Annotated in this window: 17 protein-coding genes; 9 read left to right on the top strand and 8 right to left on the bottom strand. The window is 61.5% G+C overall.

Annotated features, from left to right (window positions below):
• The first annotated feature begins 325 nt into the window (after nucleotides 1-325).
• Entirely contained in the window at nucleotides 326-1,834 is a 1,509-nt protein-coding gene (adh, locus tag M2360_RS12510) for an aldehyde dehydrogenase (protein ID WP_280775463.1), read from the top strand.
• Nucleotides 1,835-1,914: 80 nt separating this feature from the next.
• Nucleotides 1,915-2,271 (top strand): DUF779 domain-containing protein, encoded by a 357-nt coding sequence (locus tag M2360_RS12505; RefSeq protein ID WP_280775462.1) that lies wholly within the window; start codon nucleotides 1,915-1,917, stop codon nucleotides 2,269-2,271.
• Between the two features lie 9 nt (nucleotides 2,272-2,280).
• Here the strand turns inward: M2360_RS12505 and M2360_RS12500 are convergent, their stop codons facing one another.
• From M2360_RS12500 to M2360_RS12480, 5 genes are all read right to left on the bottom strand, one after another.
• Nucleotides 2,281-3,258: a calcium-binding protein gene (locus M2360_RS12500; protein WP_280775461.1), complete on the bottom strand. Its 978-nt coding sequence runs from the start codon at nucleotides 3,256-3,258 to the stop codon at nucleotides 2,281-2,283.
• 139 nt (nucleotides 3,259-3,397) lie between these two features.
• Entirely contained in the window at nucleotides 3,398-3,703 is a 306-nt protein-coding gene (locus tag M2360_RS12495; RefSeq protein WP_280775460.1) for a hypothetical protein, read from the bottom strand.
• 63 nt (nucleotides 3,704-3,766) lie between these two features.
• Nucleotides 3,767-5,470, bottom strand: a complete 1,704-nt coding sequence (locus M2360_RS12490) for a PAS domain-containing methyl-accepting chemotaxis protein (protein ID WP_280775459.1) — start codon at nucleotides 5,468-5,470, stop codon at nucleotides 3,767-3,769.
• 345 nt (nucleotides 5,471-5,815) lie between these two features.
• Entirely contained in the window at nucleotides 5,816-7,651 is a 1,836-nt protein-coding gene (locus M2360_RS12485; protein ID WP_280775458.1) for a DEAD/DEAH box helicase, read from the bottom strand.
• A 361-nt stretch (nucleotides 7,652-8,012) separates the two neighbouring features.
• On the bottom strand, nucleotides 8,013-9,596 hold the full coding sequence (locus tag M2360_RS12480) for a trimethylamine methyltransferase family protein (RefSeq protein WP_280775457.1): 1,584 nt from the start codon (nucleotides 9,594-9,596) through the stop codon (nucleotides 8,013-8,015).
• A 308-nt stretch (nucleotides 9,597-9,904) separates the two neighbouring features.
• Here M2360_RS12480 and M2360_RS12475 point away from each other — a divergent pair, with 308 nt between their 5' ends.
• The 5 genes from M2360_RS12475 to M2360_RS12455 all read left to right on the top strand — a co-directional run bounded on the left by M2360_RS12475 (nucleotide 9,905) and on the right by M2360_RS12455 (nucleotide 17,732).
• Nucleotides 9,905-13,519, top strand: a complete 3,615-nt coding sequence (locus M2360_RS12475; protein ID WP_280775456.1) for a response regulator — start codon at nucleotides 9,905-9,907, stop codon at nucleotides 13,517-13,519.
• 93 nt (nucleotides 13,520-13,612) lie between these two features.
• Entirely contained in the window at nucleotides 13,613-14,200 is a 588-nt protein-coding gene (locus tag M2360_RS12470) for an NnrU family protein (RefSeq protein WP_280775455.1), read from the top strand.
• 100 nt (nucleotides 14,201-14,300) lie between these two features.
• Nucleotides 14,301-14,972 carry a tetratricopeptide repeat protein gene (locus tag M2360_RS12465; protein WP_280775474.1) on the top strand — a complete coding sequence of 224 codons (672 nt, stop codon included), beginning with the start codon at nucleotides 14,301-14,303 and terminating at the stop codon, nucleotides 14,970-14,972.
• Nucleotides 14,973-15,003: 31 nt separating this feature from the next.
• Complete coding sequence (der, locus tag M2360_RS12460; RefSeq protein WP_280775454.1) at nucleotides 15,004-16,431, top strand: ribosome biogenesis GTPase Der; 1,428 nt, start codon at nucleotides 15,004-15,006, stop codon at nucleotides 16,429-16,431.
• A gap of 53 nt (nucleotides 16,432-16,484) precedes the next feature.
• On the top strand, nucleotides 16,485-17,732 hold the full coding sequence (locus tag M2360_RS12455; protein ID WP_280775453.1) for an aminotransferase class V-fold PLP-dependent enzyme: 1,248 nt from the start codon (nucleotides 16,485-16,487) through the stop codon (nucleotides 17,730-17,732).
• Here M2360_RS12455 and M2360_RS12450 read toward each other — a convergent pair.
• Together M2360_RS12450 and M2360_RS12445 are read right to left on the bottom strand one after the other, a co-directional pair.
• The gene (locus M2360_RS12450) at nucleotides 17,714-18,784 is read right to left on the bottom strand and encodes a glycosyltransferase family 1 protein (RefSeq protein WP_280775452.1); all 1,071 of its coding nucleotides are present in this window, start codon (nucleotides 18,782-18,784) and stop codon (nucleotides 17,714-17,716) included. The two genes, M2360_RS12455 and M2360_RS12450, sit on opposite strands and share 19 nt — an antisense overlap.
• Before the next feature lie 87 nt (nucleotides 18,785-18,871).
• Nucleotides 18,872-19,780 (bottom strand): sugar kinase, encoded by a 909-nt coding sequence (locus M2360_RS12445; protein WP_280775451.1) that lies wholly within the window; start codon nucleotides 19,778-19,780, stop codon nucleotides 18,872-18,874.
• Nucleotides 19,781-19,884: 104 nt separating this feature from the next.
• Between M2360_RS12445 and M2360_RS12440 the strand changes: the two genes are divergently transcribed.
• Together M2360_RS12440 and M2360_RS12435 are read left to right on the top strand one after the other, a co-directional pair.
• On the top strand, nucleotides 19,885-21,540 hold the full coding sequence (locus M2360_RS12440) for an alpha glucosidase (protein WP_280775450.1): 1,656 nt from the start codon (nucleotides 19,885-19,887) through the stop codon (nucleotides 21,538-21,540).
• 296 nt (nucleotides 21,541-21,836) lie between these two features.
• Nucleotides 21,837-22,814 carry a polysaccharide deacetylase gene (locus M2360_RS12435; protein WP_280775449.1) on the top strand — a complete coding sequence of 326 codons (978 nt, stop codon included), beginning with the start codon at nucleotides 21,837-21,839 and terminating at the stop codon, nucleotides 22,812-22,814.
• Here M2360_RS12435 and sbmA read toward each other — a convergent pair.
• On the bottom strand, nucleotides 22,811-24,064 hold the full coding sequence (sbmA, locus tag M2360_RS12430; protein WP_280775448.1) for a peptide antibiotic transporter SbmA: 1,254 nt from the start codon (nucleotides 24,062-24,064) through the stop codon (nucleotides 22,811-22,813). The two genes, M2360_RS12435 and sbmA, sit on opposite strands and share 4 nt — an antisense overlap.
• Nucleotides 24,065-24,131: the final 67 nt, after the last annotated feature.

Raw genomic sequence — 24,131 nt, 5'->3', positions numbered from 1 at the left:
TGCCGACCTCTTTAACCGTAGCTACTAAGACATAGCAAAACCGCTTCTAGCGGTTCAAGCGCAGCGTTTCAAACCTCCACCTTTGGTGGAGGTCATGACTTGTTTGCGCGGGCGCAGTGACGCAGTCTTGCGACTGTGCGCCAGCCATCGGCGCGGCGGCGTCTCCCCGACGACGAAAGAGGCGGCTATACAGGGCGCGCCGTCTGTCGCAACGACGCGACACCGTCTCGGATCTATCATGCCGTGATATCTGGACGAATATAACGTTTTCCCCGATCCTCGCGCTACGGTCCAATTCGGACATCGCCGCATCAGGGAGGAAACCATGCTGCATCAAAAAATCACCGCCTCGCCGTTCAAGACGCGCTATGGCAATTTCATCGGCGGGCAATGGGTGGAGCCGGTCGACGGCCGTTATTTCGACGATACGACGCCTGTTACCGGCGGCAAGCTCTGCGAAATCGCTCGTTCGAACGAAAAGGATATCGAACTGGCGCTCGACGCCGCTCATGCCGCCAAGGATAAATGGGGCCGTACGCCGGTCGCGCAGCGCGCGCTGATCCTCAACCGCATCGCCGACCGCATGGAGAGCAATCTCGAACTGCTCGCCCAGGCCGAGACCTGGGACAATGGCAAGCCGTTGCGCGAAACCATGGCGGCCGATATTCCGCTCGCCATCGATCATTTCCGTTACTTCGCCGCTTGCGTGCGGTCGCAGGAAGGATCGATCGGCGAGGTCGATCACGACACGATCGCCTATCATTTCCATGAACCGCTCGGCGTGGTCGGCCAGATCATTCCCTGGAATTTTCCGATCCTGATGGCGGCCTGGAAGCTGGCGCCGGCGATCGTCGCCGGCAATTGCGTGGTGTTGAAGCCGGCCGAACAGACGCCCGCCTCGATCCTTGTGCTCGCCGAACTGATCGCCGATATCCTGCCGCCTGGCGTGCTCAACATCGTCAACGGTTTCGGCCTCGAAGCCGGCAAGCCGCTGGCTTCCAGCCCGCGCATCGCCAAGATCGCCTTTACCGGCGAGACCTCGACCGGCCGGCTGATCATGCAATACGCCAGCCAGAACCTGATTCCCGTGACGCTGGAACTCGGCGGCAAATCGCCGAACATCTTCTTTGCCGACGTGATGGCCGAAGACGACGACTATCTCGACAAGGCGCTCGAAGGCTTCGCGATGTTCGCGCTCAATCAGGGCGAGGTCTGCACCTGCCCGTCGCGCGCGCTCGTGCACGAGAAGATCTATGACCGTTTCATGGAAAAGGCCGTCGCCCGCGTGGAAATGATCAAGCAGGGCAACCCGCTTGACCTGGAGACGATGATCGGCGCGCAGGCATCGTCCGAGCAGATGCACAAGATCCTCTCTTATATCGAGATCGGCACCCAGGAAGGCGCCAAAGTGCTGACCGGCGGCGCGCGCAATATGCTCGAAGGCGACCTCGAACATGGCTATTACGTCAAGCCGACCGTGTTTGAAGGCAACAACAAAATGCGGATCTTCCAGGAAGAGATCTTTGGCCCGGTTGTCTCCGTCACCACCTTCAAGAATGACCAGGAGGCGCTGGAAATCGCCAATGACACGCAATACGGTCTCGGCGCCGGCGTGTGGAGTCGCGACGCCAATCGCTGCTATCATTTCGGCCGCGACATTCAGGCCGGCCGCGTCTGGATCAACAACTACCACGCCTATCCGGCCCATGCGGCGTTTGGCGGCTACAAGCAGTCCGGCATCGGTCGTGAAACCCACAAGATGATGCTCGATCACTATCAGCAGACCAAGAACATGCTGGTCAGCTACTCTCCCAAGGCGCTCGGTTTCTTCTGATCTCACGAACGCGTGGCTGACCTCGGGCTCCCGGCGCTTCGCCGGGAGCCCTTTTCGTCCAACATGCCGAGGAGACGCGTATGTCCGAACACCGACCCAATGACATGGTCATGGCGACCGAGGCGGCGCTTGACCTGATCGCCGAGATAAGACGCGATCATCCCGATATCCTGTTTCACCAGTCTGGCGGCTGTTGCGACGGCTCGTCGCCGATGTGCTATCCCCTGGGCGAATTGCTGATCGGCGATCAGGACATGCTGCTCGGCCATATCGGCGGGGCGCCCTTCTATATCGGCCGCGCGCAGTTTGCGGCCTGGGGACAGCCGCGGCTGATCATCGACGTGATTCCCGGTCGAGGCGGGATGTTCTCGCTCGACAATGGCCGTGAGAAGCGCTTCCTGGTCCGGTCGAATGTCTGTTCGGCGCCGAATTTGTGACAGTGCGCGTCAAAGGATGAAGTCGCCGCTGGCCATACCGCTCACGCCGTCGAGTTCGATCGCGATGTCAGCCCTGCGGTCGCCATTGACGTCGCCCAAAACAAAGCCATCCTCGAAGCGCAACTGACCGACAGCGCCGCTGAAATCGCCGCTGCCGATGAAGCGGAAGGATTGGTTGCCGGATTGTCCGGTATTGGCGTCGATCGCGGAAAGATCGATTTCGTCATTCTGTCCACGGCTGAAATCGCCGATCACGTCAAACGCGCCATTGTTCCGGCTGTCGGTGACAGATGCGAAGACGAAACGGTCCGCGCCGGATCCGCCGATCAGAAAATCTGCGTCGCCGCCGCCGACCAGGATGTCATTGCCGGCAAGGCCGTCGAGGCTGTCGCCATTGGCGAGACCTTTCAGCGTGTTGGAGCCGGCTGATCCGATCAGCGTGTCGCTGGAGTTGGTTCCTTCGGCGTTCTCGATGCCGACCAGCGATTCCTGACGGTTCGCGCCAGTCTGGGCGATGCCCTGGGCCAGGCTGAGCGCGATGCCGCCGAGGCTGGGATCGTCTGAGCGGGGACGATAGCTGATCGTGTCGACGCCCGCGCCGCCGTTGAAGACATTGGCCCAGCCTTCGGAGAAGAAGTCATCGTTGCCAGCCTCGCCGAAATAGCGGCTCTTGAAGGTCGATACGGCAATCTGGTCGGCGCCGCCGCCGGCGCGGACAAGGTCGCCGGCGTCGGTCGCAAACGACGCGAAGCCGAGGCCAACATAGGTGTCGGCGCCCGCGCCGAGCCTGATATCGTTGCCCTCTTCCTTGTGATTGACCACGCCGTCATTGCCAGAGCCGGCGTCGACAAAGTTACCGCCGCCGCGATCGTCGCTCAGGTTTAAAATGATCGTGTCGTTTCCGTCTTTGGCGAAAACACGGATAGCCGGATCCGAGCCTTGCTCGATGCGGTCGGCTTTGTTGGTGCCGTTGATCGTCTTTCCCATGCCCGTTCTCCCCTCGCTGGCTCGATTGTCGAAACCTACTTTAGGGGTTTCTTTATAGCGAGCTGTTTCCGAGGTGACATCGCCATAGAAGTCTAGGACCGCTCAGGCGCATGGCGAAGAGATCAGCGCCGTTTGCGGGTCACTGGCATGTACGGGGAATGTCGAGGCGATAGGTGGTCTTGCCGGGACCTTCAGGCAAAACGGGGATCAGATAGACCGTGAGGTCGCAATCCTGGACGCGAATGGTCCATTCCTTGGCGCCGTCTTCACGCGTTCCGGTGTTGGAAATCGCCCCTATAGGAGCCTGATGAACAGCGTCCGCGACAAGCGCGCTGCCGAGGATAATCCCTATTTGCTCGACGCTGTCGTAATAGCCCGACACCGCCGCTTCTGCGGATTGAAACCCCAGACATGCCGACGTCGCGGCCAAAATCAGCCTTTTCATCTCTCGTCCTCACTATTCGAACCGAGCCCAGACCTTTGTCGAGAGGCCTGGGTGTTCAAGCTCTCAGGCAGCCTTGCTGCGATGCCGCTCCCTTTCCGCGTGACCGGGTTCGCGGATCGTCTTTCGGCGGTCGAGCTTGAACTGGTTGACGAGGTCGCTGAGTTTCATCGCGCCTGCGGCGAGGTGCTCGCTGATTGATTTGCTCTGCTGGACCATCGCCGCATTTTGCTGGGTCATGGCGTCGATCTGCGACACCGCCCCGTTGATGTCGGACAGGCTGGAAGCCTGTTCGGCGGCGCTGGCGGTCAGCGATTGCATGTTGTCGTCGATCGCCCTGACGATGCCAGCGATCCGTTGCAGTCCGTCGCCGGTGGCGTCGACGAGACGAACGCCATCCTGAACCTCACGCCCGGAATTCTCGATCAGCATCTTGATTTCCTTGGCGGCATTGGCGGAGCGCTGCGCCAGTTCCCGCACTTCCTGCGCCACGACCGCGAACCCCTTGCCGGCCTCGCCGGCCCGGGCCGCCTCGACGCCCGCGTTCAGCGCCAGCAGATTGGTCTGGAAAGCGATCTCGTCGATCACGCCGATGATCTTGCCTATTTCCGCCGATGCTGTTTCGATCCGCTCCATCGCGGCGGTGGTGTCCTGCAGCACCTTGGTGGAAGTGTCCACCGAGGTCATGGCGTTCTGGACGAGATCGCGCGCGCTCTGCGTCGCCGTCCTGGACGACTTTACGCGTTCGGTCACATCGTCCAGGGATCGCGTGGTCTGGCGCAACGCGTCGGCCTGATCATGGGTGCGCACCGACAATTGGTCAGCGCCGCTGTTCATTCTCCGGCTGTTTTCCTCAAGCGTTTGCGTTTCCGCCAGCACGCTTTCCAGCGTTTTCTGAAACGCGCCAAGGGAACTGTTGAAATCGTGCCGCAGGGGCTCGAATTCCGGCGAGAAGGGGATGTCGATCGTCTCGCGAATATTGCTATCAGCCAACCGGGCAAGACCGGCGCCGAGTTCTTTCACCACCCGCACCCGCGACGTCACGTCCGTCGCGAACTTCACCACTTTGAATACACGGCCATTGTCGTCGAAGATCGGATTGTAGGAGGCCTGGATAAAGACCGGATTGCCTGTCTTATCGAGACGCATGAACTGGTCCGAGGCATAGTCGCCGGAGGCCAGTCTTTTCCAGAAATCGGAATAAGCACGGGACTGGGCATAATCCCGATCGCAGAATATCGCATGGCGTTTGCCGACGATGTCGGACAGCGTGTAACGCATCGTGGCCAGAAAATTGTCGTTTGCCGTGATGATCTCGCCGTCGGGGGTGAATTCGATGATGGCCTGGGTGCGCGAAATCGCGTCGAGTTTGCCCTTGTCCTCAGCCGCCTTCAAGCGCGACGCGGTGATGTCTGTGGCGAATTTCACCACCTTGTATGGCTTGCCGCCGCGCAGGATCGGGTTGTAGGTCGCTTCGATCCACACTTCTCGGCCGCCTTTGGCCAGACGCTTGTATTGCTTCTGTTCGAAAGTTCCGGCTGCGAGTTTACGCCAGAACTCCTGATAGTCCGGAGAAGACGCGTAAGAGGGATCCACGAAGATGCGATGATGCTTTCCGATGATGTCTTGGGCCGAATAGCCCATAACCTTCAGAAAGTTTTCGTTGGCGGAGAGGATCTTGCCGTCGAGCGAGAACTCGATCATGGCGAGCGACCGATTGAGCGCATCGACGATCGCGGACTTTGAATTCAGGTCGAAAAGCGGAAACACGGTGAGACAGAGCTCCAATGAGAGTTGTCACGATATTTGCGCGTCTCCGGTAAAGAAAATTTTAATTGCCCAATAAAATCATAAGGCTGAAGCTTTGTCGGTTCGCGAGAAATACGAGTATTCCTCAGGTTTTCCTGCCGAAAGCCTCATTGGTGCGACGACTGGCTGTCGTCGGCGGCGCGCTGCACATCGTTCAACGCCAGTTCAGCCTGTTAATCCGGACAGACGCGTGGCTTTTGGTGGAAAGCGAAAGAAGGCATGGCGAGTGCGCGAGAATAGCAACCGTTGAAACGAAAACGGGGGCGTCTCCGCCCCCATTCACAGTCCTCGTCGAAAATTCAAGCCTTAGCCGCGAAACTGGCCCTTGGCGCGGTTGGGGCGACCGCTATTCGGCCGACCATCGCGCTTGGGACCCTGATGCGGCTTGGCGGCTTCGGGGCGCGCGTCGCCATGCGGACGGCGGTCGCGCTGCTGCGGACGCTCCTCGGTAAGCAGATTGGCCTCTTCGGCATAGCCGGCGAAGCGCGCCGGGCTGTGGCGGGAAGCGCCCTGGTTCGGCTTGGCGGCGTCCCGGCGGGGGGCGCGATTGTCGCCTTCCGGACGGGGGCCGCGGCTTTCGGGACGACGTTCGCCTGCCTGGGCCTGGCGGGCCGGACGACCGTCATGATCGCGCTTGCCTTCGGGGCGGCGGTCACCGCGGGCCGGGCGCTCGCCTGCGCCTTCGCTGCGATCGCGCACCGGACGGAATTCGCCGCCATTCAGTTCCTCGACTTCCGCGAAGCTAGGGCGCGGCTGGCGCTGCGGAGCATCACGACGCGGGCCGCGGTCGTTGCGCTGGCCTTCAGGGCTGCGCGGCTTGCGGGCCGGGCGCTCGCTGTCGCCGCTGCGTTCGACGTCGGCGACTTCGGCGAAAGCACCGCGCGCGACGGCCTGTTCACGGCGCTCGGTGGCATGTTCGCGAGCTTCGCGAGGACCACGGCTTTCGGGACGGCGTCCGCGATGGCTTTCGCCGCCGCCCTTCTTCTTGCCTTGCCATTCCGGACGTTCGCCCGAGGCGACCGGCACCGGCTGGCCCATCAGCTTTTCGATGTCATAGAGCATCTTGAGTTCATCGGGGGCGCAGAAGGCGATGGCAATACCCTCGCGACCGGCGCGGGCCGTGCGGCCGATGCGGTGGACATAGGTGTCCGCCACGGTGGGGAGATCGTAGTTGTAGACATGGCTGACGCCGGGAACGTCGATGCCGCGGGCGGCGACGTCGGTGGCGACCAGCGTGCGGATGTCGCCGTCACGAAAGCCCTTGAGCGCGCGGTCGCGCTGGCCCTGGCTCTTGTTGCCGTGGATCGATGCGACGGAGAAGCCGGTCTGCTCAAGATGCTTCATCAGCTTTTCGGCGCCATGCTTGGTTTTGCAGAACACCAGGTTCAGTGAATCCGCGCCATTGGCGCGCAGTTCGCTCTTCAGCAGCACAGTCTTGTGATCGCGGCCCTGGACGAAGTGAACGCGCTGTTCGACCTTGTCGGCAGCCTTGCCGGGCGGCGTCACGGACACTTCTTCCGGATCATGCAGATAATCGCCGGCGAGATCGGCAATGGCCTGCGGCATGGTGGCGGAGAACAGCATCGTCTGGCGACGCTTCGGCACCATTTTCACGATCTTCTTCAGATCATGGATGAAGCCGAGATCCAGCATCTGGTCGGCTTCGTCGAGCACGAGATAGCGCACGGCAGAAAGGTTGAGCGCGCGGCGATTGCAGAGATCGAGCAGGCGGCCCGGCGTGGCGATCAGGATGTCCACGCCCCTTTCGAGGATCTTGGACTGCACGTTGATCGACGCGCCGCCGACGACAGAGGTCTGCTTGAGCGGCGACTTGCGGGTGAAAACCTTGATGCTTTCGCCGATCTGGTTGACGAGTTCGCGGGTGGGGGCGAGGATCAGCGCGCGGCAGGATTTGGGTTCTGCCTTGACGCCTTCCTTGATCAGGCGGGCGATGATCGGCAGGCCGAAGCCGAGGGTCTTGCCGGTGCCGGTCTGGGCGAGGCCGATAACGTCGCGGCCTTCGAGCGCCAGCGGAATGGCTTTGGCCTGGATCGGGGTCGGCGTGGTGAAGCCGGTTTCAGTCAGGGTGTTGAGAAGATATTGCGAGAGGCCGAGCGTTTCAAAGCTGGTCGTAGTGGTCACAGTTAGTCTACCTTTCGGGGGCCAAACAGCTCCGCCGGATAGACATCATTGTCCATCCGGTGCGTCTGGCTCAAGAACCCCGCGTGACATGGGAACTTGTTGTTCGTTTCTGAAATTCGCTTTCCGGCGCATCGAATGCATGGGGCGTTCGAGACCGCGCTTTGCCTTTGATCGACGCTCACCGGTTCCCCCGTAACGAGGGCTTTCATCCGTGGTCGTGCGGGCAGCTCACGCGGCGCCCTTTAGGGGAAAGCTGGCCTGCATGTCGTGCATTTCGCCGTCAAAGTCAAGACCTGTTTCGCTTTTGCGAAAAGGCGGGCGGACCGGCGTCGTCGCCGGGCCGCGTTTTGATGTCTCTGGATCAGAAGTCGGTCGGAACGCCGCCCTCGGCCTTGCGGCGCGCGACAAATGCGTCGAGTTCCTCCTCGATCGCCGGATCGAGCGCCGGCTGTTCATAGGCCGCGAGCTTTTCCTTCCAGACGCGATTGGCGTGCTGGAAGGTCGTCGGGCTGCCGGCTTCCACCCAGGTCTCGTTGTTGCGCCAGTCCGACAGGATCGGGGAATAAAACGCGGTTTCATAGCGCGCCAGCGTGTGTTGGGTGCCGAAATAGTGGCCGCCGGGACCGACGTCGCGAATGGCGTCGAGGCCGAGCGCGTCGTCCGAGACGTCGAGCGGCTTGAGGAACTCGGCGACCATCTGCAAGAGATCGACGTCGAGAATGAATTTTTCATAAGACGCCGTCAGGCCGCCCTCGGTCCAGCCGGCAGAATGCATGACGAAATTGCCGCCGCCTTCGACCACGCCCCACAGCGAGAACACCGATTCATAAGCGGCCTGGGCGTCGAGCGTGTTCGCCGCATTGGTGTTGGAAGTGCGATAGGGGAAACCGTAGCGGCGGGCGAGCTGTCCGCCGGCAATGACGGCTTTCATATATTCGGGGGTGCCGAAGGCGGGCGCGCCGGTCTTCATGTCGACATTGGAGGTGAAGCCGCCATAGACGGCGGGGGCGCCGCGACGGACCATCTGGGTAAACGCGATGCCGCACAGCGCCTCGGCGTTCTGCTGCACGACCGCGCCGGCGATCGTCACCGGAGCCATGGCGCCGGCCAGCGTGAATGGCGTGAGGATGACGACCTGATTGCGCGAGGACATTTCGATGATGCCCTGCAGCATCGGGCCGTCGAGACGCAGCGGTGAAGACGAGTTGATGATGGTGAAGAGCGACGGCTCGCGCTCCATCTGCTCCCAGCTGATGCCGCGGCCGATGCGGGCGATCTCCAGCGCGTCCTCATTGCGCTGTTTGCCGAGCGAATAGGCGTGGAAGGGCTTGTCCGTCAGCTTCACCATATCCGACAGGCAGTCGAGATGGCGGACAGAAGCGTGAATGTCCACCGGCTCGACGGGATAGCCGCCGGTAGTGTGGATGATGTCGTAGCATTGGGCGAGTTTGACGAGATTGCGGTAGTCGGCCTGGTTGCCGGTGCGGCGGCCGCCATCCATGTCTGAGACGAAGGGCGCCGAGGCGATCTGTGCGAAAACGAGGTTGTCGCCGCCCATTTTGACATGACGCATCGGGTTGCGGGCGTGCAGCGTGAATTCCTTCGGCACGGTGGCGATCATGTCCATGATCAAGCCGCGATCGAAGCGGACTCGCTCCGAGCCCTCGACCACATGCGCGCCATGCGCCTTCATGATCTCGCGCGCCTCAGGCAGCATGATATCCATGCCGATTTCCTCAAGCACGGTCAGCGAGGCGTTATGCACGGCTTCAAGCTGGTCGGCGGAGAGAAGTTCGGTGCGCGGCCGGCCGTTGACGAGATTGAGATAGGAGGGACCTGCAGTTCGGCGCGAGCGGTCGGCGCCTCTTCCACCGGCGCGGCGGCGGCGGCCTTCGCCCGATGCTTCCTCTTGCATGATGACTGCCTGTGTGCCTTCCGCGCTCATGTCGTTCTCGCTTGTTGTCATTGCTTGATCGGGCGCGAAAGGCGCCGTTTCCGCCAGCGTGGAGGTGCCGCGCCTGCTGCCGGCCATCATGTCAAACGCAGCCTTCGGACCCGCTCGTAAAAGCGACACCGAAGCCCGGCGGCTTGCCGCGCAAAGGCCAGCGGCTGTTCTGCTTGCGGCAGGCCTGCAAGACCTCCCGATTGACGTCAAAATTCCGCCAACGGCGCAAAAAGAGAATATGGTTCACTTCTTATTAAACGGCCGGCTGATAGAAATTGACGATGGTTGGCGACGGCCCGGAGAAATTTGTGCGGCATTCTGAGGATCCATTGCTGAGGACGGTCTGCGATCGGGTTCTCCAACTCGACGCGCCTGCTTTCGTGAAGGATAGCCAACTGGCCTTTGTGGCGGTCAACGTCGCCTTTGCCCGCCTGTTTGACGCTGCGCCCGATGATCTGCTGGGGCGAACCGGTCGCGATTTGGGCCTTGATGCCGGTCTCGACCTTCACGACAAGGAACGCGCCTGCGTCGTGTTCGGCGACGAGCAATCCGGCCATTACCTCGATCCCTCGGGCAGGGGCTTTTTCAATGTCGAGCTCGAGCGGTTTCAGCTGGATGACGGGCAGATCTTCCTTTACTGCCGTTTCGATGTGATGGCGTTGACGCCGCCGGCTGAAAAGAAGGCGGCTGTCCAGCCGCATAACGCCTTGCCGCTCGGGATAGATTTCAGTCAGATCCATGCGGTGCTCGATGTTCTCGACGTTGGCGTCGTGCTCTGGTCTCCGGACGGGCGACTTGTCTATGCGAATGACCGGCTCTGGGCCTACTATTCAGGTGTCGAAGGACTGGTGATCGGCATCTCCTTCCACGAATTCAGCGGTCGACTCTACGATTTCTTCAGTCGCACCTGGCCGCAGGCCTATCCGCCCGGCGTGGAGGCAAAGGAAGCCTGGATCGAGACGCGAGTTGAATGGCATGCGCGCGATGTTGCGGCAGACCAGGTATTGCTGCCCAACGGACGGCATATCCAATTCATGAACCGTCGCCTGACTGACGGCTCGGTCCTCGGCATGCGGATCGACGTGACGGACATGAAGTTGCGGGAAGAGTTGCTCGACCAGCATGTTCAGGAGATCAGCCTTTACCGCGAGCTTCTGGATCGATTGCCGGTCGCGACTTTCGCGCGGGACATGGAGCATAAGCTCGTCTACGCCAATCGCCGATTCAGCGAGTTGTGGGGGGCCGAGCCCGGCGACCTGATCGGCAAGACCGAACACGACATGTTCTCGCCCGAGCGCGCGCGCTATCTGGCAGACTGCAACGAACGCACCCTGAACCAAAACGAAACCGTTCAGCACGAGATCGACATCCCCACCGCCGATGGAGCAATCCGCGGTATGGCCAGGACCGATCTCGTGCGCACCGAACGGGGCCTGAGCTATCTGGTTGGCGCGATCACCGACATCACCGGCCTGCGTCAGCGCGAACTCATGCTGGAAGAGGCCTCGCGCAAGACCGCCGAAATCCTGAAAGACATAGAAGACATCATCTCCAACATCGATGTCGGTATTCTCGTGCTGGATTCCTCCCTGAATATCCAGATGATGAATGACGCCTATCACCGGCATCTGTGGAAGGATATGCCGTGCGAATGGCTTGCCAGCATGAACGGCAAGCCTTTCGCCATCCTTCTTGAAGAGAGCCATCGCCGCTTGGGACTGGAGAAGTCCTGGCAAGAATACAGCCGCCAACGGATTGACGAGATCCTGGCGTCGCCGATCACGCCGCGCGAAATCGTGCTGCACGACGGCATGAGTTATCTTTATTCGAGCATCAAATTATCGCGCGGCCGAATCATGCTGTGCTACTTCGACGTCACGGACCTGCGCCGGCGCGACCAGGATGTGACCGAAGCCCGCGCGGAGGTCGATAACGCCTATCGTTTGATCAAGAATGCGACCGAAACGATGCCGCAAGGCGTCTGCGTCATCGAGAATGAAAGAATCGTGTTCGCGAACAAGGCGATGCCGAACATCTTCGATGTGCCGGCCGAAGCGCTTGAGGTCGGGAGTGATTGGCGCGTCGGCTTTGACGCGTTGGAATTCGCCGAAACGGGCGAGGACCGCGCGGGGCTTCGCGCTGAGGCCGTGGACGCCGTCACCAATCACCGTAATCTGACACGTCGCTACCAGTTGGCAAATGGTCGCTGGTTCAAGGTTGAGTTGCGCTGGAGCGGCGATGGGCAGGGCGTGCTGCTCGTCTCGGATCAGACCGCCAATGTCGAACGCGAAAACGAACTGCAGCGGCTGGTGGCGAAAGCTGAGACCGCCGACAAGGTGAAATCCGAATTCCTCGCCAATATCGGGGTGGAATTCCGCACGCCGCTCAACGGCATTCTCGGCATGGCCGAATTGCTGGCCAAGTCGCCGCTCGATACCCGTCAACGCGCCTTCATCGGGATCATTCAGAAATCCGGCAAGGCGTTGATGGCGATCATCAACGATATCATCGAATTCTCCAAGCTGGACTCCGGTCATATCCAGCTCAAATACGCCGCGTTCAATCCCGCCGAGGCGCTGGATGACGTCGCCACCCTGTTCGCCAGCCGCGCGGCCGAGAAGGACCTCGAGCTTATCGTCGAGCGCAAAGGCGAGTTGCCCGCCAAGATCATGGGCGACGCTGGACGCTTCAGGCAGGTTCTCACCAATCTCATCTCCAACGCGATCCAGTTCACCGAGCGCGGTTATGTGCTGGCCTCTGTTCATGCAACGCCCGACAGCGCCGGCAATGTCATCCTGCAAGTGCGCGTCGAGGACACCGGCGTCGGCATCCCTGCCGACAAGCTCGACACGATCTTCGAAAAATTCTCGCAAATCGACCTGTCGATCTCGCGCAGCACCGGTTCCGGTCTTGGGCTGGCGATCGCCCAACGTCTGGCGCAGATCCAGGGCGGCGTCATCACGGTCCACAGCGTCGAGGGCTCGGGATCTGAGTTTTCGTTTGCGCTTCCGGCCCAGGTGGCAGCCGAAGGCCGTCGCCAGGAGCCGTTGCCTGCCGATCTCGCGGGCGCCCGTATCGTGGTGATCGACGATCACGAACAGACCCGATCGATTCTTTGCGACAATATCGGCGGTTGGGGATTTGAATGCGTGGGCGCGGCCGACGCGGAGACCGGCTATTCCATCGTCCGGGCGGCATCCGAGAGCGGTTTGCCGCTCGATGCGATCGTGGTCGATGAAACCATGCCCGGCGAAAGCGGCTGCGACCTCGTTGAGCGCCTGCGGGCCGAACCTGCCTTTGCCGCCCTGCCGGTGATCATGCTCGCGTCGGGCGAACTCGCCAGCGGCGCGCCCGCCGCCTCGATCCCAGTCGACGCCTATCTCACCAAGCCCGTGCGTATGCCGATCCTGCGCGCCACGCTGGTCGACGTGATCAGGGCGCGGCGGCAGGACTCCGGGACGCCCGCCGTTGCGATCGATGTCGAACAGGAGGATGACAGGAGCGAAGCCGGACCCGATGTGCTGGTGATTGAGGACAACGACATCAACCAGATCTTCTTCGAGCAGATTCTCACCGAAGCCGGGTTGAACCGCCGGATTGTCGCCGATGCCGCGTCGGCGGAAGCCGCCTGGCGTGAAAAGCGCCCTGCATTGGTGTTGATGGACCTGACCCCGCCTGACGCAACCGGGCCGGCGCTGCTGGCGCGTCTACGTGAAATCGACGCCGCTGAACATCACGGCGGGCCGCCGCCGATCATCGGCGTCGCCAGCCGTGGAGACGATGCCTGTCTGAGCGCCTGCCTGGCGGAGGGATTGGCTGACAGTATCGCAAAACCGATGACCCCTGATCGCCTGATCGAGAAGATCCGTCTTCATGCGCCCGCGCTGCTCGGGCCGATGGAAAATGACGCCGCCACTGGTTGACGCTGATTTGTCGCCTTTTGCTCCCGGCTGTAAAATGATCTAGAAGTCGCCCGGAGCGCCGACGAGGTCGGCCTGTTTCTTCAGGGGTTGGTGATGGTTCTTTTCTTGCTTGGTCTCGTGCTGTTTGTCGGTTTGCACCTCGCGCAGGCCGTTGCGCCCGGCGCCCGCGAAGCGGCGGTGGCGGCGCTCGGGCGGCCCGTCTATCGCATTCTCCACTCGGTTTTATCGGTCGCAACGCTCTGTCTGTTGATCTACGGCTTCGGCCAGGCGCGGCTGGAGACCGGCATACTCTATACGCCGCCGGCTTTCCTGAGCCACATTACCCTGACATTGATGCTGATCGCGATGATCGTCCTCGCCTCGAGCTTCCTGCCGGCCGGCTATATCGCAGCCAAAACCAAGCATCCGATGGTCACTTCGGTCAAGATCTGGGCCTTCGCGCATCTTCTCGCCAATGGCGAGACGGTGCAGGTGATCCTGTTTGCCGTGTTCCTCGCTTGGGCCGTGGTCGTCCGGATCTCCTACAAAAAGCGCATGGCGCGGGGCGAAGCGCTTCCACGTCCCTACAAATCCTGGACGTATGATGTCGGGGCAGTGGTCATCGGCTTGGCCGTTTACGGCGCTATCGTGATGAAGCTGCATATGCTGCTGATCGGCGTACCCGTTATGGCTATGGGGTAAGCTCCGAGATTCTCGGCTCCGCCCCCTTACATTACGGTCAAAATCGGATAGAAGCGGCCTTTGATGCGAAACCCGCGCCAAGACGGAATCCACGATGACCATGATGAACGAAAATGAGAGTTTCATTCGCGAAGTGAACGAGGAACTGCGCTCGGAACAGATGCGCAGCGTCTGGAAGCGTTTCGCGCCTCTCATCATCGGCGGCGCGGCTCTGATCGTTCTCGGTGTTGCTGGAACCACCGCGTGGCAGTGGTGGGAAGCCAAACAATCCTCCGCTTCCGGCGACCGTTTCCTGACGGCGCTCAAAGACGCCGGCGAGAACCGGACGGCAGACGCCGAAAAGGAACTCGCGGCGCTCACCAAGGATGGTTTCGGCGCCTATCCGGTGTTGGCGCGCATGCGTCTCGCTACGTTGAAGGCCGAAAAGGGTGACGCCGCTGGCGCGGTCGCGGACTTCTCGGCGATCGGCAAGGACGCCTCTATTCCCGAGCCGATGCGGCATGTGGCGCGTCTGCGCGCTGCGTGGTTGTTGATCGACAGCGGCGATTACGCCAAGGTGGCGGCGGAAGTGGAAGAACTGGCGACGCCGGCCTCCTCTATGCGCCATGGCGCGCGCGAGGCCTTGGGCCTTGCCGCCTTCAAATCCGGCGATTACGCCAAGGCGCGCGATTGGCTGCAGCTGATCGTCGACGACACGGAAGCGCCGGCGGGAACGTCGAGCCGCGCGCGCACACTTCTTGCTTTGATCACGGCCAGCGGCAAGCTGTCCTGATCCCAACTATCCTACTTGTCCGGAGCGGTTCATGAGTTTCACAGTGGCTATCGTCGGGCGTCCGAACGTCGGCAAATCCACCCTGTTCAATCGCTTGGTGGGCAAGAAGCTGGCGCTGGTCGACGACACGCCGGGCGTGACGCGCGACCGTAGGCCGGGCGACGCCAAATTGATGGATCTGCGCTTCCGCATCATCGACACCGCCGGTCTCGAAGAAGCCGACGAGGAGTCGCTTCAAGGCCGTATGCGCCAGCAGACCGAGCTCGCCATCGACGAGGCCGACATCACGCTGTTCGTGGTCGACGCCAAGATGGGGCTTACGCCTGTCGACAACACGCTGGCCGAAATGCTGCGCCGTCGCGGCAAGCCGGTCGTGCTGGTCGCCAACAAGGCTGAAGCGCGCGGCTCTGACGCAGGCTTCTATGACGCCTATGGCCTCGGTCTGGGCGAACCTTGCCCGATATCCGCCGAACATGGCGAGGGCATGCTCGATCTGCGCGATGCAATCGTCGCGGCCATCGGCGAAGAGCGCGCGTTCGAAGAGGAAGATGTCGCCGAAACCGATGTCGTCGTTCCGAGAGAAGATGTCGACGACATCGAGGACGAGGATTACGAGCCCGAATATGACGACACCAAGCCGCTGCGCATCGCTGTCGTTGGTCGTCCGAATGCCGGCAAGTCCACGCTGATCAACCGCTTCCTCGGCGAAGATCGGCTGCTCACCGGCCCGGAAGCCGGCATCACCCGCGATTCCATTTCGGTTGAATGGGATTGGCGCGGCCGCAAAATCAAGATGTTCGACACCGCGGGCATGCGCCGCCGCTCGCGCATCACCGAAAAACTCGAAAAGCTGTCGGTCGCCGACACGCTGCGCGCCGTACGCTTCGCCGAAACCGTGGTCATCGTCTTCGACGCCACGATCCCGTTCGAAAAGCAGGATCTGCATATTGTCGATTTCGTGATCAAGGAAGGCCGCGCCGCCGTGCTCGCCTTCAACAAATGGGATCTGATCGAGGACCGCCAGGCAGTGCTCGCCGATCTCCGCGAAAAGACCGAGCGGCTTCTGCCGCAGGCGCGCGGCATCCGCGCCATCACCGTGTCGGGGCAAACAGGCGACGGGCTGGACCGGTTGATGCAGGCGATCGTCGACACCGACAAGATCTGGAACAAGCGCATCTCGACCGCCAAGCTCAATCGCTGGCTCGATTACCAGACCCAGGGCCATCCGCCACCAGCCGTGTCGGGCCGCCGCATTCGCCTGAAATATATGACGCAGGTGAAATCGCGTCCGCCGGGCTTCATGATCTCCTGCTCGCGTCCTGAAGCGCTGCCGGAAAGCTATACGCGTTATCTGATCAACGGGTTGCGGCAGGATTTCGGTCTGGCCGGCGTGCCGATCCGGATCTTCTACCGGAGTTCGGTGAACCCCTTCGAGGGCAAGAAGAACAAGAAATACTGACGCCGACAGAACGCGCCAGCGCGTCCGTCGTCGCAAGGAATGGAGGATACGGCGTGAGCGAAACCGGAAAATTCACAACGCCGTCCCCAGACGACATCCGCAACTGGCGGCCCGAAACGCGGGCCGTCGACGCAGGGCTTACGATTGATCCGGCCACCGGCGCGATCGCGCCCAATCTGTCGGCCTCGGTCAACAACGCGCTTTTGCCGGGCGAAGGGGCGTTTTCGGCCGATGGCGTCGAGGATCTCGCCGATCTGCCCTATCTCTACGCCCGCTGGACCAATCCCACCGTGCGGCAGCTGGAAATGCGGGTGGCGGCGCTCGAAAACGCCGAGGCCGCGCTTTGCTCCGCCACCGGCATGGCGGCGATCGCCGGCGTCTTCTTCACCTTTCTGAAGGCGGGCGATCATCTGGTGGTTTCAGATGTTTGCTATGCGGGCGCCACCGAACTCGCCCAGCGCATCCTGCCGGACTATGGCATTGACGTGACGCCGGTGAACATGTCTCGGCTGGACGAGATCGAGGCGGCGATCCGTCCCAATACCCGCCTGATCCATTGCGAAAGCCCCTGCAATCCCATTCTGCGGCTGACCGATCTCAAAGGGGTCGTCGCCCTTGCCAAGCCGCATGGGATCAAGGTTTCCGTCGATTCCACCTTCGCGACGCCTGTCGCCACACGGCCTGTTGATCTCGGCGTCGATCTTGTCATCCATTCGCTGACCAAGTTCATGAATGGTCACGGCGACGCGCTCGGCGGCGCCGTGGCGGGCTCGAAGGTTGATATCGCCCGTATCCGCGCCCGCGCCGGCGTCTATCTCGGCGCGACGCTGTCGGCGCAGAACGCCTGGCTTATCCTGCGCGGCATCGACACGCTTTACGCCCGCATGCGGATGATTTCGGAAACAGCCGCAAAGGTTGCGGCCTTCCTCGAATGTCACCCAGCCATCGAGCGAGTGATCTATCCCGGCCTCGACAGCCATCCGCAAAAAGCGCTCGCCGATCGCCAGATGGACATCGCTGGCGGCATGATCGGCTTTCGCGTCAAGGGCGACCGCAAGGCTATGGCCATGGCGCTCGCCAAGCGGCTGAAAGTGGTCCATTACGCCTTTTCGCTCGGTCATCAGCGATCGATCGTGGTGCTGCTCGACACCGAGGATATGATGGCGTCGACCTTCCGTCTCAAGGACGCTGCTCTTGACGACTACAGGCGTTTCGCCGGCGACGGGGTTTTCCGTCTGTCGATCGGGCTTGAATCGCCGGATGACCTGATCGCCGATTTCGATCAAGCGCTCTGTATCTGAAGGGCCGGCGCATAGGCCTTTTCGATTTCGTCGGGCGTGACGCCATTGGCGCGCATGACATTTTCCAGGAACTGGCGGGTGGCCGCTTCCCAGGTATAAGTCAACGCCAAGGCGCGGGCCGCCTCGCGGGAACAATCGAGCGCTTTGAGGCAGGCCAGGCGCAGGTCTGAATCGAGCGCGCCGGCTTGCGGATGCGCGCCGAGAATATCGGCAGGTCCGGTTACCGGATAGGCTGCCACCGGCGCGCCTGCAGCCAAAGCTTCCAGGATGACATTGCCGAATGTGTCCGTCTTTGAGGGAAACACGAAAACGTCGGCCTGGGCGTAGTGCTCGGCCAGTTCCTGGCCGAATTTTGCGCCGGTGAACAGCGTGTCAGGATAGGCTTTCTGCAGCTTTTCACGTCCCGGGCCGTCGCCGACCACGACTTTCGAGCCCGGCAGATCGAGCGCCAGAAAGGCTTCGATGTTTTTTTCCACCGCGATGCGCCCTACCTGCATGAAGATCGGCCGGGGCAGGCCGAAAGGCCGGTCGACCAGCGGCCGCGGCTGGTAGAGGTCGTGGTCGATGCCGCGCGACCAGCGCTTGAGATTTTTGAAGCCGCGCGCCGTCAGTTCCGCTTCGAGACTTGCTGTCGCCACCATGCAGACATTGCCGGCATTGTGGAAATTGCGCACCATGCCGTAGAGAATGCTGGCTGGGATGGGGATGCGCGCCGTGACATATTCCGGAAAGCGGGTGTGATAGCTGGTGGAGAAGGGCATCTTGTTCTTCAGGCACCATTTGCGGGCGTAAAAGCCCAGCGGTCCCTCGGTGGCGATATGCACATAGGAGGGCTGGAACTTGTCGATTTCCTTCTCGACCGTTCGGTAGCGGGTCAGCGCGATGCGGATCTCGGGATAAGAGGGCAGGGGAATGTTGCGGAAGCGGTCGGGCGTGACCAGCATGATCTCATGGCCCAGCCGACGCATTTCGTCGATCGTGTTGTCCAGCGAGCGGACAACCCCATTCACCTGCGGATGCCAGGCATCCGTCACAATCGTTATCTTGGCCATTTCGCCTCACAGGCCGGGAGAATCCGGCGTCGCCCGAGTTCTCCGGGCCTTGTGCGACGGGCGTGTTACAGGCGTGTGACGGGCGTGTCAGAGACCCAGAGTTTGCCTCGGGATCAGCGCGCCGCGATGGCGAATAACCTCGGCCGCAACGCGCGCGGCGAAGCGGGCCGCTTCTTCCGGAGTGTCGCCGACGGCGAGCCGGGCGAGATAGCCGCCGTTGAAGCTGTCGCCAGCGGAGGTGGTGTCCACCACCGTCTCGACCGAGGCGGCGGGAACATGAATTTGAAAATTCGCTGCTGCGATGGTCGCGCCTTTCGCGCCGTCCTTGACCAGCACGGTGTCGACGCCAAGCGACCGATAGCGCGCCACGGTGGCTGCGACATCGCTGTCGCCGAAATGGACGGCTTCGTCATCGAAGCCCGGTAGCACCAGGGAAGCGGCGCGGGCGCCATCCGTAATGCTCCCACGCATCTCCTCAATCGAGGCCCAGAGGCGAGGGCGGAGATTGGGGTCGAAAGCCACCAGTTTTCCGGCGGCGCGGGCGTTCGCCATGCGGGTGATCAGCCGCGCGCGCGCGTCAGGCGACAGGATCGCCAGCGTGATGCCGGAGAAATAGACGATGTCGGATGCGGAAATGGCGGCGTCGAGCGCCGCGTCGTCATCGGCCAGCCGCTTGGCGGCGGAGTTTGATCGCCAATAGGAGAAGGACCGCTCGCCATCCTTTAGATGGATCATGTAGAGGCCCGGGCTGAGGCCGGGAATGCGGCGGATGAAGCCGGTCTCGACGCCTGCTTGCCCCATGAAGCTTACCATGTCGTTGGAGGCTTCATCGTCGCCGAGCGCGGTGAAATAGGCGACCGACCAGTCCTCGGGCAGAAACGCGCGGGCATACCAGGCGGTGTTGAACGTATCGCCGGCAAAACCCTTGCGGAACATGTCGCCGCCGAGGCTCGCAAGTTCGATCATGCATTCGCCGATACACAGCAATCGCGGCATTTTGACAAAATCCTCCACTCATCCTGATCGCGGTTTACGGAAGCGGCGGCAGCCGGTAAAGCGTAAAGACGTGTCAAATCTGGATTTACAGACGGAGACTTTGCATGGCGACATCCGGTCCAATCACGAAGAGCGGCGCAGACTGGTGGCGCGGCGCGGTCATCTACCAGATCTATCCGCGCTCCTATCAGGCGCCGGACGGATCCGGCAGCGGCACGCTGAAGGGCATTACGCGGCGGCTGCCGCATGTCGCTTCGCTCGGCGTCGACGCCATCTGGCTGTCGCCGTTCTTCAAGTCGCCGATGGCCGATATGGGCTATGACGTCTCCGATTACTGCGATGTCGATCCGCTGTTCGGCACGCTTTCCGATTTCGACGAGATGGTGGCCGAAGCCCATCGCCTCGGCCTCAAGGTGATGGTCGACCAGGTGATCTCGCATTCGTCGGACCAGCATCCCTGGTTCAAGGAAAGCCGCACGAGCCGCGACAATCCCAAGGCCGACTGGTATATCTGGGCCGATCCCAAGCCCGACGGCACAGCGCCCAACAACTGGCTGTCGATCTTCGGCGGTCCGGCCTGGGAATGGGACGGCGTGCGCCGGCAATATTACATGCACAACTTCCTCACCTCGCAGCCAGACCTCAATTTCCACAATCCGGAGGTCCAGGACGCGCTGCTCGACACGGTGAAATTCTGGCTGGAGCGCGGCGTCGACGGCTTCCGCCTCGACACGGTCAACTATTATTTCCACAACAAGCAGTTGCGGGACAATCCGCCGATGCAGATCCAGGTGGAAGGGGCGGCGCAGGATGCGCCCGACACCAATCCCTACACCTATCAGAACCATCTCTACGACAAGACCCAGCCTGAGAACATCGCCTTCCTCAAGCGTCTCCGGGCGCTGCTCGACCAGTATGAGGATCGCGCCACGGTGGGCGAAGTCGGCGACGGCTATCGCTCGCTGGAGACGGTGGCGGCCTATACCGCCGGCGACGACAAGCTGCATATGTGCTACACATTCGACCTCCTGTCGCCGGACTTTTCCGCCGCCCATATCCGCAAATGCGTGAGCGCGGTCGAGACCCAGGCCGCCAATGGCTGGATCTGCTGGGCCTTCTCCAACCACGACGTCCAGCGCCATGTCACCCGCTTCATGGAGCCCGGCGACAGCCAGGACCGCGTCGCCAAGATCGCGTTGACCACGCTTCTGTCGCTGCGCGGCTCGGTCTGCCTCTATCAGGGCGAAGAACTTGGTCTGACTGAAGCCGATATTGCTTATGAGGATCTGCAGGACCCCTATGGCATGCGCTTCTGGCCGGCCTTCAAGGGCCGCGACGGATGCCGCACGCCGATGGTGTGGGAAGCGGGCCAGCCCTATGGCGGCTTCTCGACCGTGAAACCCTGGCTGCCCGTGCCGGACGAACACCGCATTCGCGCTGTCGACGCCCAGCAGGGCGTGACGGGTTCGGTGCTAAGCCACTACCGCGACACGCTCGCCTTCCGCGCTGGTCATCCGGCCATGACCGAGGGCGATTTCCACTTCCTGCAGGTTAATCAGGATCTCCTCGCCTTTACCCGCCGCCAGGGCGACCAGGCGCTGCTGTTCGTCTTCAACCTGACGCGCGAGGGCCAGAGCTTCATTCTGCCAGACACGATGTCGGTGAAGGAGCAACTGGCGCTGCCCGGCTTCAAGCCCGGCTTCGACGGCGGTGTGGTCAAACTCGACGGGTTCGACGCCTTCTGCGCGACGATCGGGTGAGGTAGTTTTCGGTGGGCGATGAGGGTGGGGCCACCCCCCTCTGGCCTGCCGGCCATCTCCCCCTCAAGGGGGGAGATCGGCTGTGCGGATCGTCTTCCGCCACATCAACCGACGTGTTTGCCGCATAGTCCGAGGTCAGTAGAGGGCGAGGCATCGCCGCGCATCAATCTTCCCCCTTGAGGGGGAGATGCCCGGCAGGCAGAGGGGGGGTAACCCCGGGCCTCAACCTCTCCTATCATCAAATCACCCCATTTCCGGCGCAATCGGCATTCCCCTGTGAACTGCCCGGACCGATCATGCGACTGACTTCCTGCCTCGCCTTCAGCCTTGCTCTCACTACCGCCCCGGCGCTTGCCGACCCGCCGCATCGGCCCAAGCAGTTGGTGCTGATCTCCTTCGATGGCGCGCATGACAACCGACTATGGGAACGGTCGCTGGCGCTGTCGAAGCGTACCGGAGCCAAGTTCACTTACTTCCTGTCCTGCACCTATCTCATCAATCCGGCCGATCGGAAAACCTATCGCGCCCCGCACCACGCCGCCGGCAAATCGGCGACCGGCTGGGCGCTGACTGTGCCGGAGATCCAGGCGCGGCTCGGACATATCTGGCAGGCGCATCTCGACGGCCACGATATCGGCTCACACGCTTGCGGGCATTTCGACGGCAAGGATTGGACGAGGGCGGACTGGTCGGCGGAGTTCAGCGCCTTCGACGATGCGCTTCTCAACGCCTGGGCCCGCAACGGCGTCAAGGATAAGGAGCCGGAGGGCTGGGTCGATTTCGTCCGCACGGATATCACCGGCTTTCGCGCGCCCTATCTCTCGACTAGCCCGGGTCTCACGCCCGCGCTTTCCGATCACGGCTTCCGCTTCGACGCCAGCCTCGTGTCCAAGGGGCCGGCGGAGCCCGAACGCGAAGGCGGCCTGATGCGCTTCGCGCTGCCGCGCATTCCCGAGGGGCCGGAGGGGCGGCTGATCATCGGCATGGACTACAATCTCTATGTGCGCCATTCCGGCGGGTTGAATTCGCCCGGCCGCGCCCCGCAATTCAAGGCGCGGACGCTTGCCGCGTTTCGCAACGCCTTCGAGACGCAATATCAAGGCAAGCGCATTCCGCTGCAGCTCGGCTTCCATTTCGTCGAGATGAACGGCGGCGCCTATTGGGATGCGCTTGAAACCTTTCTCGGCGAGACCTGCGCCAAAAAAGACGTCGCCTGCGTGAGCTACACGCAGGCGATGGACATGCGGGGGACGGTCGGGGCGAGCGGGCTTTAGACCTTCTCCTCTCCGCCGGATTCGATGAATTTCTGATCGAGCGAGGGCAGAGGCTCGTCGTTCATGGCGGCTTCAAACGCCTGAAGACGTTTGTAGATCGAGATCAGCTCGATCATCGTCGGCCAGCTGTTGACCAGATATTGGAAAGAGCTGGTGACGTTGCCGAAAGCGTCCCGGATCTGCTGGAAAGCACCGAAGGTGATGACGCCAGCCGCGAATGACGGCACGAGGATCAGGATCGGAAAGATATTGTCAGTCTGAAGGTAGAGATATCGGAAGAAATTGAAGTAGCTGTAATGCCAGAACATTCGGAAGTTGTTTTTCCGGATGTTTGCAAACAGCTCGCGCACTGTCACAGGCTCGGCTCGATCCGGCGCATCTTCCCCGTAGACAAGCTCCTTGCGATAGGCGGCTTCGACACGCTGATTTTGAAACTCGAGGCCTGGCAGCTTGATCCCTGCAACGATCATCAGGAGCGTGCCGAAAATCGACCAGAAGATCGCCGCGAACATGAGGGGATGCGGGATTGCGCCAATAATCGGCAATTCCTTGACATTCTCCGAAAGCGTCGCCAGGAGCGGCAGGTAGACGATCAACGTCATAAACGAACCGATGAGGCTGGTGCCCAAGCCTTCAACGGTGCGCGAGAAGCGCATCGTGTCTTCCTGAATACGCTGTGACGCGCCTTCGAGATGGCGCACCTTGTTCCAGCGGTCATAGTAATAGTCGGTCATGGCATTGCGCCAGCGAAACAGATAGTGGCTCGTGAAGAACAGCGTGAAGACCGCTGCCGTAATGCTGACGCTGGCGATCTGGAAAAATTTGAAGGCTCCGTAGTAGATTTCAGCCTGAGTGACCGTGCCCGGCTTGTTCAACGCCTCCACGATCATGTTATAGAACGGACCACGCCAATAGGTGATCGCGACGCTCGTATCCACCGAGAAATAGGTGAAGAAGGTGATGTAGATGCTGCCCCAGATCGACCATCTTTTCCACGGGTGATCGCCGCCGATGATGGTCCAGAAGACGCCGAAGCTGATCAGGAACGTTAGGAAGTAGGCGTAAAAGAAGATGTTGTCGGGGGTGACGAAGTAGCTGAGATCATCCGGCGGCGTGCCCGGTCGCGCCTGCATTCCCAACCATGCCTGGAGATCCGGAGCTATTGTGAACCACATTGCGAGGCCGACCGCGAACCAGACCAAGGCCGCCACGAGGGCCAGCTTTGGTTTCGGAAAAAAGGATTCAAACAAGGTTGGGATCTCCGCTTGCCGGCTTTGCCGGACGTCATTTTCGCGCGACCCTAGTTCAGTTCGATTC

The organism is Rhizobium sp. SG_E_25_P2 (assembly GCF_029892285.1).
Lineage (GTDB): Bacteria > Pseudomonadota > Alphaproteobacteria > Rhizobiales > Rhizobiaceae > Rhizobium_E.
Note: the sequence above shows the minus strand (reverse complement) of the source record. Positions and strands in the feature narration are given on the sequence as shown.